Source organism: Herbidospora sp. RD11066 (genome assembly GCF_054661255.1).
The window spans coordinates 313,553-333,562 of record NZ_BAAGDO010000004.1 but is presented as its reverse complement, the minus strand read 5'-3'; the positions used below and the strand labels follow the sequence as shown (position 1 = coordinate 333,562).

Sequence of the window (20,010 nt, the reverse complement as noted above, 5' to 3'; positions counted from 1 at the left end):
CGTTATCGTCCTCAACCCGAGCCCCGTGGGAGGGACCTGTCGATGAAGCGCCCCACCTTGGAGGCCGTCGCCGCTAGAGCCGGGGTTTCCCGGGCGACCGTCTCCAGGGTCGTCAACGGCCAGGCCACCGTCGGTCCCGAGATCCGCGACGTGGTGCTGCGCGCCGTCCGAGAGCTGGGCTATGTGCCCAACTCGGCGGCGCGCAGCCTCGTCACCCAGCGGACCGACTCGATCGCCCTGGTGGTGTCGGAGCCGACGACGCGGGTGTTCTCCGACGACCCCATGTTCTCCACCGTCATCCGCTCGGCCAGCGTCGAACTGGAAGCGGCCGACAAGCAGGTCGTGCTGATGCTCAGCGGCTCGGCCCAGTCCCACGCCCGTGTGGAGCGGTACATCGCCAGCGGCCACGTCGACGGCGTCATGCTGATCTCGATGCACGGCGCCGACCCGCTGCCCGCCGCGATCACCCGCATGGGCGTCCCGGCGGTGTCCTACGGCCGTCCCGCCGTCCCGGTGGCGCTGCCCTACGTCGACAACGACAACGTGGGCGGTGCCGAGAAGGCCGTGAAACACCTGCTGGAGCGGGGTCGCCGGCGCATCGCCACGATCGCCGGGCCACAGGACATGATCGGCGGGCAAGACCGGCTGACCGGCTACCGCACCGCGCTGCGCGACAGCGACCGCCGCTCGATCGTCGCGGTCGGCGACTTCACCCGGGAGTCGGGCGCGATCGCGATGCGCCAGCTCCTCGAAGACGACCCGCAGCTCGACGCGGTCTTCATCGCCAACGACCTGATGGCGATCGGCGCGATGCAGGCGCTGCGCCAGGCCGGCCGCAGCGTCCCCGACGACGTGGCGATCGTCGGCTTCGACGACATCGAGGCGGCCCGCTACACCGACCCGCCTTTGACGACGGTCCGTCACCCGATCATCGAGCAGGCGGCGGCGATGGTGAAGCTGCTGCTCAGCCTGCTGGAGCGCGACGAGACGGTGGCCGACCCGGTGATACTTTCGACCGAACTGGTCGTCCGCGAGTCGGCCTAGAGCCCGGCGACCCGGCTGCGGCGTTCGAGGAACACGACGTCCCGCCACCGATCGTGGTGGCGGCCGACCCGTTCCCGGACGCCGACCGGCCGGAACCCGGCCTTCTCGTGCAGGCGCAGGCTGGCGGTGTTCTCGGGGAAGATCCCGGCCTGGATGGTCCAGATCCCACCGGCCTCGGTCGAGTCGATCACCGCGTTCAGGAGCACGGTCCCGATCCCCCTCCCCTGGTGCGCCGGGGAGACGTACACGGAGTGCTCGACCACTCCCGCGTAGACGCACCTGCTGGACACGGCCGACACCGCCACCCACCCGGCGACCGTCCCCCGGTCGACCGCGACGAACCGGTGCTCCGGGAGCCGGGCCGCGCTGAACGCCTCCCAGGTGGGCGCGGCGGTCTCGAAGCTGGCCTCGCCACCGTCGAGCCCCGCCTGGTAGATCGCCAGCACCTGGTCGGCGTCGTCGTCCCGCATCGCCCGGACGACCACCCCGGCGTCGAGCTCCCCCAGCAGGCGCAGCACCCGCCGCTCGATGTCGTCGCGGATCGGCCGCACGGCCTCGATCCCCTGCCCCGCCGGGTCGGGCAGCTCCCAGTCGAGATACCGCTTGCCCGGATAGAACGCGCACGTGTCACCACACCCCATGGTGATCACGACGTCGGACGCCTGGACGGCCTCGTCGGTGAGCGGTTTCGGATACGCCGCGGACAGGTCGAGCCCGATCTCCGCCATCGCCGCCACGACGGCGGGGTTGAGCGTGGCGGCGGGCACCGACCCAGCCGACCTGACCACCACGCGCCCCTTGGCGTGATGGTCGAGCAGGGCGGCGGCCATCTGCGAACGCCCGGCGTTGTGGACACAGACGAAGAGCACGTCGGTCATACGGACTCCTTGAGAGCGGGAGCGGGGTGGAGGACCAGCACCAGCGCGGCCCCGGCGACCGCGCCGACCACCTGGGCCACGACGAAGGGCGCGACCGACTCCGGCGCGATCCCGGCGAAGGTGTCGCTGAAGACGCGCCCGACGGTCACGGCGGGGTTGGCGAACGAGGTCGACGAGGTGAACCAGTAGGCCGACCCGATGTAGGCGCCGACCGCCGGCGCGGCCAGATGGGCGCGGCCGGTGCGGCTCAGGCTGAACACCAGGGCGACCAGACCGGTGGTGGCGACCACCTCGGCCAGCCACAGGGGCGGCCCGGTGCGGACGGTCTCGGCGATCGTGACGGCGGGCAGCCCGAACATGAGGTTGGCCAGCATCGCGCCCCCGATGGCGCCCGAGGTCTGGGCCAGCGCGTACACCCCCAGCGCGGTCGTGTCGCGGCGGCCCAGCGCCCAGTCGACGAGGGAGACGACCGGGTTGAGATGCGCGCCCGAGGTGGGCCCCACCATCAGGATGATCACCGCGAGCCCGGCGGCGGTCGCGGCGGCGTTCTCGGCCAGCCGGAGACCGGCGTCGTGCGGGGACAGCCGGGAGGCGGCGATGCCCGACCCGACCACGATCGTGACGAGCAGGCCGGTGCCGACGAATTCGGCCGTCGCGCGCCGGGCCAGCGAGGTCACCCCGGCACCTTGGACGTGGCGAACAGCGCCGCCAGGCGGTCGAGGGTCTCGGGGACGACCCAGGAGTAGACCCAGGTGCCCCGGCGCTCGGAGCCGATCAGCCCGGCCTCCCTGAGGATCTTCAGGTGGTGGGAGATCGTCGGCTGGGAGAGGTCGAATTCGGGCAGGAGGTCGCAGACGCAGGTGTCGTCGTCGCGGGCCGCGATGAGCGACAGCAGCCGGAGCCGCACCGGGTCGGCGACCGCCTTGAGGACGCGGGCCATCTCGGCGGCGTCGTCCCCGCTGATGGGCTCACGGGCCAGGGGGGCGACGCCACAGTCCGACTGATTCGACATGCATCAATATTGACACATATCGATGTCAGCCGGACAGGGCGCCGTCGATCCTGCTGAGGACCTTGCGGGAGACCAGGCCGTACGCGAAGAAGTCGACGCCCGCCGCCCCGGCCGCCTTGGCGGCTCTGACCTTGGCGGCCAGGCGTTCGGTCGAGTCGACGTCGCGGCGGCGTTCGCCCCAGCCCTCGATGTCGGGCATGCCCGGACGCAGGATCGCGCGCAGTTCGCGGTCCTTGCCGACCGAGCGCGAGTAGGCCGCCAGGTCGTCGGCGATCCGGGCGGCGTCGCGGGCGTAGGCGAGCACGGCGAACGACGGGACCAGGTCGCCGAGCGCCATCAGGTCGACGCCGATCTGCCAGGCGTCGTGGGCGGCCAGACCCGCCGTGGGGAGGCCGTCGGCGGCGCCCTTCAGCGCGCCGGTGGCGTCCATGAAGGTGAGCTGGGAGCCCTCTTCGGTGACGGCCGCCGAGACCTCGGCGACCAGGGTGGTCACCGTCTCGGAGCGGGCGCGGGCGTAGGCGACCACCTCGGGGCCCGCGTAGGCGGTCAGCGCGGCCCGGGTGACCTGGCCCTGGGCGGGCGGGTCGCCGTCGAGGACGCCGCCGACGATCCTGGCGCACTCCTCGCGGGCCACCTCGGCGTTGACGCCCAGTTGGGTGGCGCGCAGCAGGCAGTGGTGGCAGAAGCACAGGCCCAGCAGGAAGGTGTCCATCGGGCCGAACGGGATGTAGGAGCGGCCCGCCGTGAACGCGGCGAAGTGGAGCGAGTCGGCCACGACGCTGTCGACGCCCTGCCGGGCCACCGCGCGGGCCAGCCCGACGGCGTAGGCGCGCACGTCGGGATGGGCCGGGCAGAGATCGGCGGGGGCGCCGCGGTCGCCGAAGCAGTTGCGGACCGTCACCTCGGGGTGCCGCGCCCCCAGGGTCGGGCTGCGCAGGAACACCGCCCAGCCGTGGAAGGCCAGGCCGCGCGAGGTGCAGGCGGCCCGCAGGTCGTCGAGGATCTTGTCCTCGGCGCCCGCCTGGACCGGCGGCGACAGGCGGCCGAACAGGTCGGGGGGCGGCGGGAAGTGCACCCCGTCGTGCCGGATCGTGACGCGGCCGGCGCCGTGGGGGGTGACGTCCGTGATCTGGTGGACGGCCGCGGCCACGGTCACCCCGGCCACGCCGAGGTCCGTGATCCGGTCGAGGACAGCGTCGACTCCCTCGTCGCGCAGGTCCTCGACGAAGACGTACACCGAAGAATCCACTAACGCCCCTTGTAGGCCACGAAGTCGATTTCCACCAGGATGTTCATGAGCTGCGATCCTACGGTGGTCCTGACCGGATAGGGCTGGGTGAAGTAGGACTTGTACACCTCGTTGTAGGCGGCGAAGTCCTCCTTCAGGTTCTGGAGGTGGACGGTCGACTTGATCACGTCGTCGAAGCCCAGGCCGTGGGCGGCCAGCACCGCGCCCAGGTTCTGCATGGTCCGGTGGGTCTGCGCGGCCACATCCTCGCCGACGACTTCACCGGTGACCGGGTCGAGCGGCCCCATCCCGGAGGTGTAGACGAAGTCGCCGACCACGAGCCCCTGCGAGTAGGCGCCGACCGGGGCGGCGCCGTCGGTGGTCCGCAGCTCTTTCTTCAAGTTCTCTCCTCAGAAGTACGTGGTGAGCAGATCGACCACGATGTGGTCGTCGTCGATGACCGGGATGACCCGCCACTTGTCGAAGGCGGTGCAGGGGTGGGAGATGCCGAACCTCAGCACGTCTCCGGGGCTGAGCCTGCCCTCGGGGTCGGCGAGGTAGGTGTGCTGGTCCTGGATCGCCTTGGTCGTCAGGCCGTCGGGCGCCAGCGGGAGGTCGAGGTCGTAGGGGATGTCGCGCTTGCCGAGGCCGACGACGGCCAGGCCGGGTTCCGGGGTGGAGATGACCTGGGCGTACACCTCGAGAGCGGGTTTCAGGCGGTCGGCGAAGGGGCTCATGCGGGCGTAGAAGCCCTCGTCGTGCCCGATGTAGGCGCCGGGGCGCACGATGACCTGGGCGTCCATACCCGCGAGTTCCTCGGTGACCAGGTCGAAGTAGGAGCTCCCGCCGGCCGAGACGATCGGGGCGCTGAGGTCCTCCGCGAGCCTGCGGAGATCCTTCAGATAGCTGGTGACACCTGCGCGATCGGGCTGGGTGCCCTCATATCCGGACACGCCCGCGAACTCGACGCCGTCGGTGGCGTCGATGAGGGCTTTGAGCGTTTTCGCCTCGTCGGGCGTGCGGCAGCCGGTCCGGCCACCGGGATGCCCCAGTTCGACCAGGATCCGGAAGCCCTTCCCGGCCAGCAGTTCGACCCCGCGCGGGGAGTCGGCGTAGACGAGCAGTTCTTCGAAGTCCTGCCCCGCCATCCACTCGACCGCGCGTTCGTCGTAGATCTCGTTCGCCAGCAGCACCTTTTCGACTCCCAGGTGCCGATAGATCATGACCTGACTGGCCGTGGCGGCGGTCAGGCCCCAGGCGCCCGCCGCGAGCTGTTTGGCGAAGAGCTGCGGTGACATGGTCGTTTTGCCATGGGGGGCGTGAAAAAGGCCGTTTTCCTGTACGTGTTGCGCCAGCACCGCCACGTTGTGGTCGAGGGCGCTCTCACGGGCGACCATGAGCGGCCACGTGAACGGCCCTTCGAACAGGTTGTGCCGCGCCGCGAGGAACTCCTCCGCCGTGACCGGCTCCGGCTGGACGAATCCCCGTGTACGCCAGTCGAGGGTCATGCCGGAAATGAGCACTCGTGGATCGTATAGGAGACTACGCCGGTCGCAGGGCCCGGCCGGGGCGAGCTGTTGTGAGTTGTCCGTCTTTGAGGACCTGGGTGCCGTTGATCCAGACGTCGTCGATGCCCTGGGCGAGTTCCCGGGGGTTCGCGTAGGTGGCGGTGTCGGTGACCTCGGCCGGGTCGACGAGGACGAGGTCGGCGGCCTGCCCGGGGCGTACCAGACCTCGATCGAACAGCCGGAACCGGCGGGCCGGATGCGCGGCGAGATGCGTCGCGGCCTCCGACCAGCTCAGATCCCCCTTCTCCCGCACGTGGTGGCCGAGGAACCGGGCGAAGGCGCCGTAGGCGCGCGGGTGAGGGTGGCCGCCGACGTGCAGGCCGTCGGATCCGCCGGTGTGGGCGGGGTGGCGCAGGATCCGGCGGACCGACTCCTCCCCGGCCGGGCCCTCGTCGGGGCGGGCGCTGACGCAACCGGCCTCAAGGTTCGTCTCGATGAGCAGGCGGCGGGCGAAGAGTGCGGGGGTTTCCCCGTTCTGAGCGGCGGCGTCCGGAATCGTCATGCCTTCTGACCATTCGAGGCCGGGGGCGTGGGCGATGGTGAGCCGCTCCCAGGCGTAGTCGAGGTCGAGGTGCTCGATCATCGGCAGGGCCGTGGCCGGGTCGGCGGCGGGCACGTTCCCGGGCAGCACGATCATCGCCAGGATCGTGCTGCCGCGCAGGTAGGGGTAGGTGTCGAAGGTCGTGTCGCCGTCGAGCAGCGGGAGCAGCACGTCGGCCGGGCCGTGGAAGTGGGAGACGTGGAGGGGGACCCCCGCCTTCCTCGTGATGGCGAGCGCCTCCTTCATCCCTACGGGCGCCGACTGGCCGTAGCCGCGCATGTGGGTGACGTACGGAAGACCCTGGAGAGGCGCGCACAGGGCGGCGAGTTCGGCGACGTCGGCGTAGCGGCCGGGGACGTATTCGAGCCCGGTCGACAGACCCACGGCGCCCTCTTCGAGGCCCTTCTCCACGATCGAGCGCATTTTCCGGGTGTCGTCCGGGGACGCGGTCTTCTGTGCGGGTCCGAGCACGTCGTAGCGGATGGTTCCGTGCGGGAGCAGGAAGACGCTGTTCAGGGCCGCTCTGTCGTGGCTCGCCCGGATCTCCGCCACCGAGAGCGGGCCCGGCGCGGGGAAGGCGCCGTTGATGGCGGCGAAATAGCGGGTGGCGTAGTCGAAGGCGGCTTTCGTGGTGGTCGGGGCGAACGAGAGGCCGTCCTGGCCCAGGACGACGGTGGTGACGCCCTGGCGCAGGTTGGCGAGCTGGAACCCCTCGTCGTGGACGAGCGCGTCACCGTGGGAGTGACAGTCGACCATCCCCGGGAGGACGTAGCGGCCGGTGGCGTCGACGGCGTTCTCGTGGGGCAGCCGCCCGACCGCCGTGATCACCCCGCCCGAGATCCCGACGTCGGCGCGGAACGGCGGGGCACCGGTTCCGTCGACGACCCGGCCGTTCGCGATCACCACATCGAAGGTCACATGATCAGTATGAAGACCGGTAGTCGTCGTCACACGTCACCGACCGGTCGATCGGGCGCGCCGCGAGGATTTCCGCCGCCTTCTGCCGGGACACGTTCCAGCCGTTCCACGGATCGGGCGCGTAGAGCCCCTGTTCGCCGACCACCTGGAGGAGCACGCAGCTCCGCTTCGGTTCGGGCAGCTTGTCGAGCCACGGGACGGCGTCGGCGCTCAACCGGCCCAGGTAGTGCTCGTCGAGGCGGTCGACGCCGCGTACAGAGACCTGGGTCTCCGCCACCTGGGCGTCGGGGTTCCAGACGGCGAAGACCAGCAGCGACACCGCCGTGAGCAGGACCAGCGCCTTCGGCAGCCAGCGGGTCCGCTTCACCAGCCCACCTATCAGCACCAGCACGAACACGGCAGCGATCCACCAGATCGTGGCGCCGACCGAGGCCCGCAGGCGGGTGAAGCCGTAGGCGGCCGTGTAGAGGCCGAGCCGGTGCAGCGCCGAGGCCAGGATGACGAGCGTCAGGGCGCAGAGCAGGCCGAGGAGGGTGGCCATGATCCAGCGGTCGCCCCTGATCATCGTGCTGCAGAAGGCGACGATGATCAGTACGAACACGCTGACGGTGATCAGCTCGAAGAACCCCGACCTGGCGTATTCGGCGAACGTCAGCCCCGCCGTCTCCAGCACCCTCCTGCTGCCACCGAACAGCACCGAGACCTGCACCCCGACGAACAGCGCGAACAGCAGGTTCACCCCGACCAGCGGGATGATCCACAGGGTCCGGGCCACGTTGAGCGGGGCATAGTCGACCCGCGGCTCGGCCACCGGCCGCAGCGCGACCAGGATCGCGGCCGCGGTGATCACCGCGAAGACGGCGAACAGGAAGATCCGTACCGGGAGCGTGTCGGCCCAGGCCGGCGCCGAGAGCAGATCCCGGGCGAACGAGGAGAACACGGCGTCGGCCGAGATGAACAGCACCCCGAACAGGGCGATCAGGAACGCCGTGATCCCCAGCGAGATGAGAACCGGGACGATGCTGCGCCTCTTGAGAACCTTCCTGACCGGCCCGGCGAGGAACCACGGCACCGGGAACACCGCCAGCCCGACCGACAGCAACCCCCTGATCGTCCCCGCCCAGCCGCGCCCACCGGACACGGCCAGCGAGGCGACGACGAAGGCGGCCAGCAGGCTGAGCCCGACCAGCCAGTCGGCGTCCCGGAAGAGCGCGACGAAGACGAGGCCGTAGGCGACGACGGAGTAGGCGACACTCCACGCGTTGATCCGATGCCTGACGGCGGGGAGCACGGCGAGGGTGAGCGCCGTGGCGGTCAGCACGACCCCGACACCGGTCGGCGCGTAGGGGAAACAGACCGCCGCAACCAGGCCCGTCGCCGTCGCGGCGGGGAGGAGCCAGCGGGGGGTGTCCGGGAGGGCGGGGCGCGGGAAGAGCGGTGGGGGGGTGTACGCGTCGAACTCGCCACTTGAGGGGTCGCGGACGGCTTTGACCCTTCCTCCCAGGGAGGCGCCGATCGTGATGCCCACGCAGAGGAGCAGCAGGAAGACCCCGGCGGCCTGGGTCTCGGTACCGCTCCCGCTCCCGAGGAAGGCGGCCGCCATGGACCCACCGATCAGCCCCGCGAACGCCCCGACGACCCCGCCGAGGATGGCGCCACCGAGAGAACGGTTGGGCGGCGGTTCGTCGACCAGGTACGGCGAGCGCCCGGACGGCCGCGACGGACCGCCGTGACCGGGCGCCACCTGGGCGGACGAACGGCCTGTGCTGTCGGGGGAGGCTACGACGGGGTGGGGTGAGGTGACGGCGGTCCGGACGGATGCTGCGGGGATGGTGGGGTCGGAGGGGGTGCCGACCTTGGCCGATGCGACGGGCTGGGACGATGCGCCGAGCTTGGCGGGCGGGACAGTCTCGGCAGACATCGCGGGATTGGCCGGTGCGGCGAGATTGGCGGGGGTGACGGAGTCGGCGTGCATCGCGGGCGTGGCAGGGTCGGCAGGTACCGCGGGCTTGGCCGGAGCGCCGAGCTCGGCAGACATGACAGGGTCGGCGGCCATCGCGGGGCTGGCCACTGCGACGAGTTCGGCGGGCGTGACGGAGCCGACAGAGGCTGTGGTTTGGGCCGGTGCGCCAGGCTCGCCTGCGATGGCGGACTCGGTCGAGTGAGTGGAATCGGCCAATGCGGCGGGCAGGGGCGCACCCGCCGAGGTGCCCGATGTGACGAGCTCCCCCGAGGTGGCGGACTCGGCCGCGCGAGTCGGCTCAGCCGGTGGAGCAAACTCGGCTTGCGTGGTGGGCTCGGCCGTTGCGGCGGACACGATCGAACCCGCAAGCCTGGCCGGTGCGCCCGGGTCACCTGCCGTGACGGATTCGGCCCATTGAGCGGACTCATCCGGTGTAGCGGACTGGGCTTGCGCGCCAGGCTCGACCGACCCAGCGGACACGGTCGACGTGACGACCTCCCCCAATGTGGCCGGCTCGGCCCAGAGAGTGGGTTCGGCCGATGAAGCCGACCCGGCCCCGCGAGTGAGCTCAGTCGATGGGGCAGGCTCGGCTTGCGTGGTGGACACGGTCGGCGCAGCGGACTCTGCCTGCGCGGAAGGCTCAGCCAACGTGGCGGACACGGCCAGGCCGGCAGAGGACACGGCTGGTGTGACGAAATCCTCCGGAGTGGTGGATGCGGCCCGGCTCGGACTCACGGGTGAACCCGGCATCGGAGCTGGGCTCCCTGCGGTCGCCTCCGGGGCTGTATCTGGTCGAGGGGCCTGCGCATCGGCCGGTGTCGATGTCATGAAACTTCCGGCGGCGGGCATCCCAGGCGTGAACTCGGAAGGTGAACCTGTGCCTTCACCCAACGACGTCGGCGCGCCGACCGGTGAGGCCCCCGACGCCGTCTGGCCATGCGAGCCGACGGACGACGTCGACTCGGTCGAGGCGGCTGCCGTCTTTCCCGTCTCAGCGGGGACCCGGGTCGCGCCGTTATGAGCGGCCGCCCTCACATCCGGATATTTCACAGCACCGACCTCCGTATCGGTCTCTGATCGACCGGCCGACTTCACGCGGGTGCCGAAGCGGGCATGGACCGCCCCCGTGGGGCCCCGGCCCGCCGCGAAGGTCCGGGCCGCCGGTGCGGCCGGAAGGTCCCGGGCCGCCCTGGGCAGGGTCAGGACCATGTGGCATCCCGTACCGTCACCGACCCCGATGGTCCCTCCGTGGAGTTCGGCTATCTCCTTGGCGATGGCCAGGCCGAGCCCCGCTCCCCCCGCGTCGGCCGCGCGCGCCGCGTCGAGCCGGGAGAAGCGCTCGAAAACGCGCTGGCGATCGTCCAGGGGAATTCCGGGCCCCTCGTCGGCGACCTCGATCTCCACGGTCCCGTCGGACGAGGCGCGGGAGGTCAGGGTGACGGTTCCACCTGAGGGGCTGTGCCGGACGGCGTTGTCGAGCAGGTTGGCCAGTACCTGGGCGAGCAGGACCGGGTCGGCCGTAGTCAGATGACGGCCGGGTTCGATCGCGCTGGCGACGGTCACGTCGTCGCGGGCCAGCGACGCCTCCCGTACGGCCTGACCTCCGAGGTCTGCGAGGTCGAACTCCTCCATCTCGATCGGCCGGGCCCCCGAGTCCAGCCGGGACAGGTCGAGGAGCTGCGCCACCAGACGCCCGAGGCGCTGGGTCTGGGCGAGGGCGGTGCCGAGGATCTCGGGTTCGGGCGGGGAGACGCCGTCGACCACGTTCTCCAAAACGGCCTGCACCCCGGTGATCGGGGTCCGGAGCTCGTGGCTCACGTTGGCGACCAGTTCGCGGCGCTGCCGGTCGACCTCCGCCAGGTCGGCGGCCATCGCGTTGAAGGCCCTGGCCAGCTCGCCGACCTCGTCGCGGCTGGTGGCGGTGACCCGCAGGCCGTACGAACCCTTGGCGATGGTCTGCGCGGCGGCGGCCATCTCGCGTAACGGCTTGGTCATGCCGCCGGCCAGCACCTGCACCAGGATGAGCGCCAGGAACACCGCGAAGGCGATCCGCAGGTCACGGGGGACGCCCCCGTTGATCCCCACTTCGTTCACGATGAACGCGGTCACCACGGCGCCGACGATGACGATCCCGAGTTTGACCTTGATGCGGCCGAGGAAGTCGAGCGGCCTCATGGGCGCACCAGGGCGTACCCGACCCCATGAACGGTCCGCACCACTTCGGACCCGAGCTTGCGCCGCAGCGCCCGCACGTGACTGTCGACGGTCCGGGTCGCCGCCGCCTCCGAGAACCCCCAGATGTCGGCGAGCAGCCGCTCCCGCTCATAGACCTGCCCGGGACGCTCGGCGAGCCGTCTGAGCAGGTCGAACTCGGTGCGGGTGAGCTGCGCCTCCGCGCCCCGCACGAACACCCGCCGTTCGGCCAGGTTGATCTCGATCTCCCCGACCCGCAGCACCGTCTCCTCGGAGGCGAGCTGCGCCGCCCGGTCGACCCGCCGCAGGAGCGCGTGGATGCGCGCCACGAGCTCCCGCATGCTGAACGGCTTGGTGATGTAGTCGTCGGCCCCCACCCCGAGCCCGACCAGCACGTCGGTCTCCTCACCGAGCGCGGTCAGCATGAGCACGGGAACCGGCCGGGCCGCCTGGATCCGCCGGCACACCTCCAACCCGTCCAGTCCGGGAAGAAGCCGGTCGAGCACCACCAGGTCCGGTTCGAAGCGCGCGTACGCCACCAACGCCCCTTCGCCGTCACCGGCGACCCGAACGTCGAACCCTTCCGCCGTCAGCCGGGTCGCCACCGCTCTCGCGATGGTGTCGTCGTCCTCGACGACCAGCACCCGGCGCTGCTGGGGATAAGCCATGGGGGCAGCGTAGAGGCCGGACGTGCAGAGCAATCGTGGCTTTTTGTGGAGCTTTCGTGCAGGCGGTTCTGTCGGTGGCGGGGGTTAGCGTGAGGGTGTGATCGACGTTGACGCGTATCTCCGGCGACTCCGCCTCACCCCCGAACCCCCCGGCGTGGCGGGCCTTTTCGCCCTCCAGCGGGCCCATGTCGAGCGGGTCCCCTACGAGACGACCGCCATCTGGCTGGCCCGCTCCACCACGGTCGACCCGTCCGAGTCGGCGGCGCGCATCGTCGCGGGCCGGGGCGGCTACTGCTTCCACCTCAACGGGGCGTTCTCCGAACTGCTGGCGGCTCTCGGCTACTCGGTCACCCGCCACTATGGCGGTGTCCAGGGCTCGGCGACCGACCCGGCCGGGGCGCGGGGCAACCACCTTGTCCTGACCGTCGACGGCCTCCCGACCGACGACAACCCGTCGGGCGAATGGCTGGTCGACACTGGGCTGGGCGACGCGATCCACTCGCCGCTTCCCCTGGTCGAGGGGCTTTACGAGCAGGGGCCTTTTACTTACCGGCTGCGGCCGTCGGAGGCGGAGCCGGGCGGGTGGCGTCTCGACCACGACGCGCGCGGGAGCTTCGTGGGGATGGACTTCCGCAAGGTGCCGACCGAGATGACGGCGTTCGAGTCGGAGCATGTACGGCTGTCGACGTCGCCGGAGTCGGGGTTCGTGCGGGTGTTCTCGATCCAGCGACGGGATGCGACGGGGGTCGACGCGCTGCGGGGGCTGGTGCTGACCCGAATTGGCAACGCGTCGACGTCGACCACTCTTGACCGCGAAGACGACTACTTCGCGGCGCTGGCCGACGTCTTCGACCTTCACCTGACGACCGAGGAACGCGCGATCCTCTGGCCGAAGCTGGTGGCGAGCCACGAGAAGTGGCTCACGACCGTCTCGGGAGAACATCGTCTGGGATAGTGACCGAGTGCGCACCGTTCACATCGAGGCCAAACCAGATCATCTGCTGAGGCTGGCCAGGCAGAGAGACCCGGTCGGTGCTCTTGTCGAGATCATCTGGAACGCACTCGACGCGGAAGCGCACGTTGTCAAGGTCGACCTCGAGATCAATGATCTCAACGGGGTGGAGTCGGTCCGTGTCGTCGACGACGGCCACGGAATGCCGCATGACTCGTGCTCCACCTACTTCGGCGGGCTGGGCGGCTCATGGAAGACGACCGCCAAGGTCTCACCGACATTGAAGCGAGGTCTCCACGGCCGCAGCGGCCAGGGCCGCCTTCGCGCTTTCGCCCTTGGTGAGCAGGTCCGTTGGGTGACCGTGGCGGAAAACATCGAAGGTGCAAGAGAACGCACGGTGATCAGTGGCGCCGTCGACCGACCCGCCGATTTCGATATCTCCGAGCCTGAACCGTCAGAGGGGAAATGCGGCACGAAAGTCGAGGCGTCCGTACCCGCCGACTTCGTCAACCGACTGACCCAGGACGACACCGCCCAGCAGCTCGCCTCCGTTTTCGCGCCCTTCCTCGCGGCCAACCAAGACGTCCGGATCGTCTACCAGGGCATCACTCTCGATCCGTCGACGGTGTGGACGGACATGGCCGAGTATCCCGTGAGATGGCCCGACGCCGACGATCACCCGGAGCCCGTTCTTCGTGTCATCGAGTGGCCCAAGGACGTCGGCCGGGTGCTGGCTCTGTGCGATGCGAACGGTGTCGTTCTCGACGAACTGTCGCCCGGTATTCAGGCTCCAGGCTACCACTTCACCGCCTACCTTCTGTGGAACGGATTCGTCGAGCGCCGCGACGACCTGCCCCTCGCCGAACTGGATGAGCTCAGCGCCCTCCTCGCCCTCGCCAGGGAGACCCTCCGCACCCACGTAAGAAAGCGGGACCAGGAACGCCGCGCCAGGCTCATCCATGACTGGAAGTCCGAAGGCGTCTACCCCTACACCGAGAGCCCTGCGGAACCGGCCCAGGCGGTCGAGCAGGAGATGTTCGACGAGGTCGCGACCAGGATTTCGCGCCGTCTGCCGGGTGCGACCCAGAGCAAGAAGACGACTCTGCGGCTACTCCGCGAAGTGCTCTCCCGGGACCCCAGCGGCCTCTATCCCGTCCTGGACGAATTGTTCCGTCTCCCGCAATCGGAGCAGGAGGAGCTGAAACGCATCCTTCAGCGAACCAGCCTGTCGGAGGTCATCAAGGCAACGGGACACGTCAGTGATCGACTCGACTTCCTGGCCGCGCTCAAGCGCCTCGTCTTCGACCCTGAAGTCAGCCAGACGGTGAAGGAGCGCAGCGAGCTTCACAAAATCCTGGAGCGCGAGACCTGGATCTTCGGTGACGCGTATGCGCTCATGGTCAGCGACCAGAGCCTGGACGCCGTTCTGCTTCGCCATCTGAAGGAACTCGGCCGAGACCCCTCGGAAGGGCTGAACCCGGTCCGCCGCGAAGACGGCCGTACCGGCATCGTCGATCTGCTTCTCGGGCGGGCGCATCGTGCGAGCACAGGCCGGGAACATCTGGTCGTCGAACTGAAGGCGCCCGGGGTCCGCATCGGACAGACGGAAGTCGCCCAGATCAAGAGCTATGCGGAGGCCATCGCCAACGATCCCCAGTTCCGCGAGGCCGGGGTGCGCTGGGACTTCTGGGTCGTTTCGACAAAGATGTCAGACGTTGTCCGACTGGACGCCAGCGCACCGAACCGCCCGCCGGGATGTATCGCAGAGTGGGCGAGCGGAGTCCGTATCTGGGCGCGCACATGGGGCGAGATCATTGAGGACTGTGAGGACCGGCTGCACTTCTACCGGGAACGCCTGAATCACGATCCGGCGACCGAACACGCCGTTGAATATTTGCGCCGAGTCCATGGCGATGTGATCCGTGTCGACTGACGCTCCCGAGCAAGCTCTGGAATGATCAGCCTTCGATACCGCGCAGGGTGGCGGCGACCAGAGATCCGAGAGTCTCCAGGTGGTAGCCGCCCTCCTGGACCGCGACCGTCGGCAGGCCCAGCCCGCCAAGCAATCGGCCCGTCTCGAAGTAGCCCTCCCGCGTGACCCGCAGCGGGCTCTCCGGATCGTCGGCGGCGGCGTCCACGCCCAGAGACACCACGAGCGCGTCGGCGCCCCAGGCCGCAGCCGCCTCGCACAGCCGCGACACCCCGTCCAGCCAGACCCCGTCCCCCGACTCCGGAGCCAGCGGGATGTTCAGGTTCGTGCCGCCGCCCGTCTCGTCGGCGAAGCCCACGTAGTGGGGGAACCAGCCCGCGCCCGGATCCACGTGGACGCTCCCGTAGAACACGTCCTCCCGTTCCCAGAAGATGGCCTGGGTGCCGTTGCCGTGGTGGGCGTCCACGTCAAGGACCGCGACCTTCGACGCCCCCTCGGCCAGCAGGGTCTCGGCCGCCACCGCGGCGTTGTTCAGGTAGCACGAACCGCCGTATCCGTCGCGGGTCGCGTGGTGGCCCGGCGGGCGGCACAGCGCGTAGGTCAGCCCGTTGGCGGCAGCGCTCCGGGCGGCGGTCCAGGCGGCGCCGGCCGACATGTACGCCGCCTCCCAGGTGCCGGGGCCGATGAGGGTCATGGTGTCGTAGGCGTACAGGCCCGCCCTGCCGTGCACGGCGGCCGGGACCCTCGCGGGGAGGCCGCCGAGCATCGCCGGAGTGGGGAACACGTAGGGCACCACCCGGTCCTGTGGGTATCCGGTGGCCGCCCATTCGGCGTATACGCCGCGCAGATGTCGCAGCAGTCCCTCGGAGTGGACCTTGGTCAGCACCCGCCACGGCACTTCCGCGGCTTCGACCCAGGTGGCCGGCACGGTGTCCCGGAGGTGGAAGACCCGGGACGGCGTCTCCGTTCCCACGGTGCGCAGGCCGATCCAGATCTCCGCCACGGGGTCGTGCAGGATCGTCTCGGGAGACCAGATGCCGATCATGGGCGGAAGAAGCGGTCGAGCACCCGTACGCCGAATTCCAGCGCGCTGACCGGCACCCTCTCGTCGATCCCGTGGAACATGGCGTTGTAGTCGAAGCCCTCCGGCAGTGCCAGCGGCGCGAAGCCGTAGGTCACGATGCCCAGTTCGTGGAAGGCTTTGGCGTCGGTGCCGCCGCTCATCACGTACGGAACAGGCAACGCCGCAGGGTCCTCGGCCACCAGTGAAGCGCACAGCGCGTCGAAGGTCGGGCCGCCCGGATCGGCTTCGGGGGCGTCTTCGAAGCAGACGAACTCGCGGCTGATCCTGGGGCCGAGCAGGGTGTCGATGGTCGTGAGGAAGTCGTCCCGGGAACCCGGCACGAAGCGGCCGTCGACCTGGGCGGTGGCCGAGCCGGGGATGACGTTGACCTTGTATCCGGCGTCCAGCATCGTCACGTTCGCCGAGTTCCGCAGGACGTGCGCGAACAGTTCGCCTACCTGGCCGAGGCGCCGAGCCTCGCCGTCGAGGTCGGACATGTCCAGGGGACGGCCGAGCGCGCGGGAGATCCCGTCGAGCATGCTCACCACACCCGGCGTGAGCTGCAGCGGCCACTCATAAGAGGCCAGGCGGGACATCGCGTGGCACATCTCGGCCACCGGGTTGTCGACCGCGCGGAGCGAGCCGTGCTGGGCCACCCCGCGGGCGGTCAGGCGCATCCACGCCATGCCCTGTTCGCCGACGGCCACGGGGTAGATGCGGCGTCCCTCATGGATGACGCAGTAGCCGCCGTCCTCGCTGATCGCCTCTCGGACCCCCTCGAACAGGGCTCCATGCGAACGGGCCAGGTAGTAGGAGCCGTATTCGCCGGTGGCCTCCTCGTCGGCGGTGAAGGCGAGGACGATGTCGCGCGACGGCCGCACCCCGCGCGCCGCCCACTCCTGGACCAGCGCGAGCGTCATCGCGCAGGTGCCCTTCATGTCGACGGCGCCACGGCCCCACACGACGCCGTCGATGATCTCGCCGGAGAAGGGGTGGACCGCCCAGTCGGCGGCGGCCGCCGGGACCACGTCGAGGTGACCGTGGATCAGGAAAGGGTCGTCGTCGGACGAACCGCGCACCCGCGCGACCACGTTGGAGCGGCCGCGCGAGGTCTCCAGGATCGTCGCGGGGACTCCGGCGTCGGTGAGCAGGGTCGCCACGTATTCGGCGGCGCCGCGTTCGCCGCGGCCCCGGTTGTCGCCCTCGTTGGTGGTGTCGATTCTGATCAGGTCGGAGCAGATCGTCCCGACGCCGCTCATGGCAGGACACAGGCGGCGTGGTGGCCGCGGTCGGCTGGGAGCACGGGCAGGGTCTCCTTCTCGCAGCGTTCCGCCAGGCCGGCGGGGAGTCCGGCGGCGTAGGCGGGGCATCGGGGGCGGAAGCGGCATCCGGCCGGGATCCGGGAGGGGTCGGGCGCCTCGCCTTTCAGGACGATCGGCTCCTGTCTGGCTATCTCCGGAACAACCGACAGAAGCGCTTTCGTGTACGGATGTCGCGGCGCGGTCAGCACCTCTTCGGTGTCGCCGGTCTCGACGATGCGGCCCAGGTACATGACCGCGACCCGGTCGGCGATGTTCCACGCCAGCCCCAGGTCATGCGTCACCACCAGCATCGACAGGCCGAGTTCTGTGCGCAGTTTGAGCAGCAGGGCCAGGATCTCGCCGCGCACGGACGCGTCGAGCGACGACACCGGCTCGTCGGCGACCAGCACGTCGGGTTCCAGGACGAGTGCGCCCGCGATCACCACGCGCTGACGCTGGCCGCCGGACAGTTCGTGCGGATAGCGCAGGAAGAACCGCTCGGGAGGCCGCAGCCCGGCCTTGGCCAGCGCCGCCGCGACGAGTTCGCGCTCGTCGCCGGGGACCTTGTGGATCCTGAGCCCTTCGGCCACGGCCTCGTAGACGGTGTGCCGGGGGTTGAGCGATCCGCTCGGGTCCTGGAGCACGAGCTGGACGTGCCGCCGGAACTCCTTCAGGCGCCGGTGGTCGAGCGGCCTGCCGGCGTGTTCGACAGTGCCCTGCGCAGGTCGTACAAGACCCAGTAGTGCTCTGGCCAGCGACGACTTGCCGCACCCGGACTCGCCGACCAGCGCGACGATCTCGCCGGAACCGATCTCCAGGTCGACGCCGTCGACGGCCCGCGCCGCCCCGAACCTGACCTGCACGCCGCGTGCGGCGAGTGCGCTCACGAGCCCTCCCCGGCACGAAGACAGGCGGCCCGCCGGTCCCCACCTAGATCCAGCAGCTCGACCTCTTCGACCGAACACCGGTCGAAGGCGACCGGGCACCGGGGATGGAAGGGGCATCCCGCCGGCAGGTCTCCCGGATACGGAGGATCTCCCGCGAGACCGGCGGGCGCGTAGCGGAACCGGGGGTCGCCGACCCGGGGGAAGGCCCCGGCCAAAGCGCCGCTGTACGGGTGCCGCGAGTCGTCGAACACCACCGAGGCCGGGCCCTCCTCGACGACCTTCCCGGCGTACATGACCGCGGCCCGGTCGCAGGTCGTGCCGAGCACCGACAGGTCGTGCGAGATCAGCACCAGCGCCAGCCCGAGGTCCCTGACCAGGCCGGACAGCAGTTCGAGCACCTGCGCCTGGACCATCACGTCGAGCGCGGTCGTCGGCTCGTCGGCGATCACCAGCCGTGGCCTGCACGCCAGGGCCAGCGCGATCATCACCCGCTGCCGCTGCCCGCCGGAGAGCTGGTGGGGGTAGTCGCGGGCCCGCCGGGCGGGCAGGCCGACCTGTTCCAGCAGTTCGCCGACGCGCAGGTCGGCGGCCTTCCTGGTGGTCTTCGGCTCGTGCAGCAGGATGGGCTCGGCGATCTGGCGGCCGATGGTGCGCACCGCGTTCAGCGAGTGGAGCGCGCCCTGGAACACGATGGACGCCGTGGCCCAGCGCACCGCGCGCAGGCGGCCGAACGACATGCCGTACACGTCTTCCCCGTCGAGCAGCACCGAGCCGCCGACCTGGGCGGATTTCGGCAGCAGCCGCAGCACGGCGTTACCGATCGTCGACTTGCCGCAGCCCGACTCGCCCGCGACGCCCAGCACCTCGCCCGGCGCGACCGACAGCGAGACGCCGCGCACGGCCGGGACGTCTCCGGCATAGGTGACCGACAGGTCGCGCAGCTCCAGCAGGCTCATGACCCCTCCCGCAGCCGTGGGTTGAGCACGGCCTCCAGGGCCCGCCCGACCAGCGTGAACGCCAGCACGACGAGCACCACGCACAGCCCCGGCGGCAGCACGAACCACCATTCGCCGTTCGACATGGCGCCGGTCCCGTAGGCGTTGTCGAGGATGTACCCCCACGACGGCCGGGTCGGGTCGCCCAGCCCGAGGAACGACAGCGTCGTCTCCGACAGGATCGCCACCGAGACGGTCAGCACCACATGGGCCAGCACGAGCGGCATCACGTTGGGGAGGATGTGCCGGGTCATCTGGTGCCAGTCGCCGCCGCCGAGCGCCCGCGCCCTTTCCATGTACGGCCTCTCGCGCACGCTCAGCGTCTGCGCGCAGACCAGCCGGGCGGTGCCGGGCCACGAGGTGACCCCGATGACGATGATGATGTTCAGCAGCGACGCCCCGAGCACGGTGGCCATGACGATGGCCAGCGGCAGGAACGGGATGACCAGGAACCAGTCGGTCAGCCCCATCAGCGTCGACCGCGCCCAGCCGCCGTAGAACCCGGCCATGATCCCGATGACCGTCCCGATGACGATCGCGATGGCGGTGGCGGCCAGCCCGACGATCAGCGAGACGCGCGTGCCGTGGATGAGCAGCGTGAGCACGGAACGCCCGTTCTGATCGGTCCCGAGCCAGTAGTCACCGGAAGGCGAGGCATGCGCCGGAGCAGTGGCCTTGGTGACATCGAGCCCGGCGGGGTCAGCCAGGACCGAGGCGAATATGGCGACAAGTCCGAAGAAAACCAAGATGCCCATTCCGACCATAGCCGACCGGTGTGAGCGAAAATCAGCCCAAAAGCGAGTAGCAGTAGCGCGTCGCCGCTGCCAAGCGATCGCGGTCATCAGGCACTCACCTCCGGGTCGCTTGAG

At 70.2% G+C, this 20,010-nt stretch carries 16 protein-coding genes and 2 pseudogenes; 3 read left to right on the top strand and 15 right to left on the bottom strand.

Translation table 11 applies throughout. The features are described 5' to 3' along the window. Window positions 1-42: 42 nt before the first annotated feature. Window positions 43-1,044 (top strand): LacI family DNA-binding transcriptional regulator, encoded by a 1,002-nt coding sequence (locus ACYQ78_RS18340; RefSeq protein WP_459802056.1) that lies wholly within the window; start codon window positions 43-45, stop codon window positions 1,042-1,044. Here ACYQ78_RS18340 and ACYQ78_RS18335 read toward each other — a convergent pair. The 10 genes and pseudogenes from ACYQ78_RS18335 to ACYQ78_RS18290 all read right to left on the bottom strand — a co-directional run. Further along, window positions 1,041-1,514 (bottom strand): annotated as a pseudogene (locus ACYQ78_RS18335) (N-acetyltransferase family protein); the annotation flags it as partial. The gene ACYQ78_RS18340 and the pseudogene ACYQ78_RS18335 overlap by 4 nt on opposite strands. A 24-nt stretch (window positions 1,515-1,538) precedes the next feature. Beyond that, a pseudogene (locus tag ACYQ78_RS18330) lies at window positions 1,539-1,922 on the bottom strand (arsenate reductase ArsC); the annotation flags it as partial. After that, window positions 1,919-2,599 carry an aquaporin gene (locus tag ACYQ78_RS18325; RefSeq protein WP_459802055.1) on the bottom strand — a complete coding sequence of 227 codons (681 nt, stop codon included), beginning with the start codon at window positions 2,597-2,599 and terminating at the stop codon, window positions 1,919-1,921. The pseudogene ACYQ78_RS18330 and the gene ACYQ78_RS18325, both read right to left, overlap by 4 nt. After that, window positions 2,596-2,934 (bottom strand): ArsR/SmtB family transcription factor, encoded by a 339-nt coding sequence (locus tag ACYQ78_RS18320; RefSeq protein ID WP_459802054.1) that lies wholly within the window; start codon window positions 2,932-2,934, stop codon window positions 2,596-2,598. The genes ACYQ78_RS18325 and ACYQ78_RS18320 overlap by 4 nt, the downstream gene beginning before the upstream one ends. A 25-nt stretch (window positions 2,935-2,959) precedes the next feature. Next, window positions 2,960-4,183 carry a hypothetical protein gene (locus ACYQ78_RS18315; RefSeq protein WP_459802053.1) on the bottom strand — a complete coding sequence of 408 codons (1,224 nt, stop codon included), beginning with the start codon at window positions 4,181-4,183 and terminating at the stop codon, window positions 2,960-2,962. Next, window positions 4,183-4,563, bottom strand: a complete 381-nt coding sequence (locus ACYQ78_RS18310; protein WP_459802052.1) for a RidA family protein — start codon at window positions 4,561-4,563, stop codon at window positions 4,183-4,185. The genes ACYQ78_RS18315 and ACYQ78_RS18310 overlap by 1 nt, the downstream gene beginning before the upstream one ends. A gap of 9 nt (window positions 4,564-4,572) precedes the next feature. Then, window positions 4,573-5,685 (bottom strand): alanine racemase, encoded by a 1,113-nt coding sequence (locus ACYQ78_RS18305; RefSeq protein ID WP_459802051.1) that lies wholly within the window; start codon window positions 5,683-5,685, stop codon window positions 4,573-4,575. Window positions 5,686-5,704: 19 nt separating this feature from the next. Beyond that, on the bottom strand, window positions 5,705-7,189 hold the full coding sequence (locus ACYQ78_RS18300; protein WP_459802050.1) for an N-acyl-D-amino-acid deacylase family protein: 1,485 nt from the start codon (window positions 7,187-7,189) through the stop codon (window positions 5,705-5,707). Between the two features lie 4 nt (window positions 7,190-7,193). After that, entirely contained in the window at window positions 7,194-11,327 is a 4,134-nt protein-coding gene (locus ACYQ78_RS18295; RefSeq protein WP_459802049.1) for a DUF4153 domain-containing protein, read from the bottom strand. Continuing rightward, a complete protein-coding gene (locus ACYQ78_RS18290) occupies window positions 11,324-12,013 on the bottom strand; it encodes a response regulator transcription factor (RefSeq protein ID WP_459802048.1) in 690 nt (229 codons plus the stop codon). Before ACYQ78_RS18290 ends, ACYQ78_RS18295 begins: the two co-directional genes overlap by 4 nt. Window positions 12,014-12,110: 97 nt before the next feature. On the opposite strand from ACYQ78_RS18290, the gene ACYQ78_RS18285 reads away from it, so the two are divergent. Continuing rightward, the gene (locus tag ACYQ78_RS18285) at window positions 12,111-12,968 is read left to right on the top strand and encodes an arylamine N-acetyltransferase family protein (protein ID WP_459802047.1); all 858 of its coding nucleotides are present in this window, start codon (window positions 12,111-12,113) and stop codon (window positions 12,966-12,968) included. A 7-nt stretch (window positions 12,969-12,975) separates the two neighbouring features. Continuing rightward, window positions 12,976-14,898 carry an ATP-binding protein gene (locus tag ACYQ78_RS18280; protein ID WP_459802046.1) on the top strand — a complete coding sequence of 641 codons (1,923 nt, stop codon included), beginning with the start codon at window positions 12,976-12,978 and terminating at the stop codon, window positions 14,896-14,898. A 25-nt stretch (window positions 14,899-14,923) separates the two neighbouring features. Here ACYQ78_RS18280 and ACYQ78_RS18275 read toward each other — a convergent pair whose 3' ends face one another. Genes ACYQ78_RS18275 through ACYQ78_RS18255 form a run of 5 tightly spaced genes read right to left on the bottom strand, consistent with a single transcriptional unit; the run spans window position 14,924 to window position 19,983 of the window. Then, window positions 14,924-15,940, bottom strand: coding sequence for an arginase family protein (locus tag ACYQ78_RS18275; RefSeq protein ID WP_459802045.1), 1,017 nt, complete (start codon window positions 15,938-15,940; stop codon window positions 14,924-14,926). Further along, complete coding sequence (locus tag ACYQ78_RS18270; protein ID WP_459802044.1) at window positions 15,937-17,217, bottom strand: M20/M25/M40 family metallo-hydrolase; 1,281 nt, start codon at window positions 17,215-17,217, stop codon at window positions 15,937-15,939. The genes ACYQ78_RS18275 and ACYQ78_RS18270 overlap by 4 nt, the downstream gene beginning before the upstream one ends. Further along, window positions 17,214-18,146 carry an ABC transporter ATP-binding protein gene (locus tag ACYQ78_RS18265; protein ID WP_459802043.1) on the bottom strand — a complete coding sequence of 311 codons (933 nt, stop codon included), beginning with the start codon at window positions 18,144-18,146 and terminating at the stop codon, window positions 17,214-17,216. Before ACYQ78_RS18265 ends, ACYQ78_RS18270 begins: the two co-directional genes overlap by 4 nt. After that, window positions 18,143-19,102, bottom strand: coding sequence for an ABC transporter ATP-binding protein (locus tag ACYQ78_RS18260; RefSeq protein WP_459802042.1), 960 nt, complete (start codon window positions 19,100-19,102; stop codon window positions 18,143-18,145). The genes ACYQ78_RS18265 and ACYQ78_RS18260 overlap by 4 nt, the downstream gene beginning before the upstream one ends. Continuing rightward, window positions 19,099-19,983, bottom strand: coding sequence for an ABC transporter permease (locus ACYQ78_RS18255; protein ID WP_459802041.1), 885 nt, complete (start codon window positions 19,981-19,983; stop codon window positions 19,099-19,101). Before ACYQ78_RS18255 ends, ACYQ78_RS18260 begins: the two co-directional genes overlap by 4 nt. Between the last annotated feature and the right edge of the window lie 27 nt (window positions 19,984-20,010).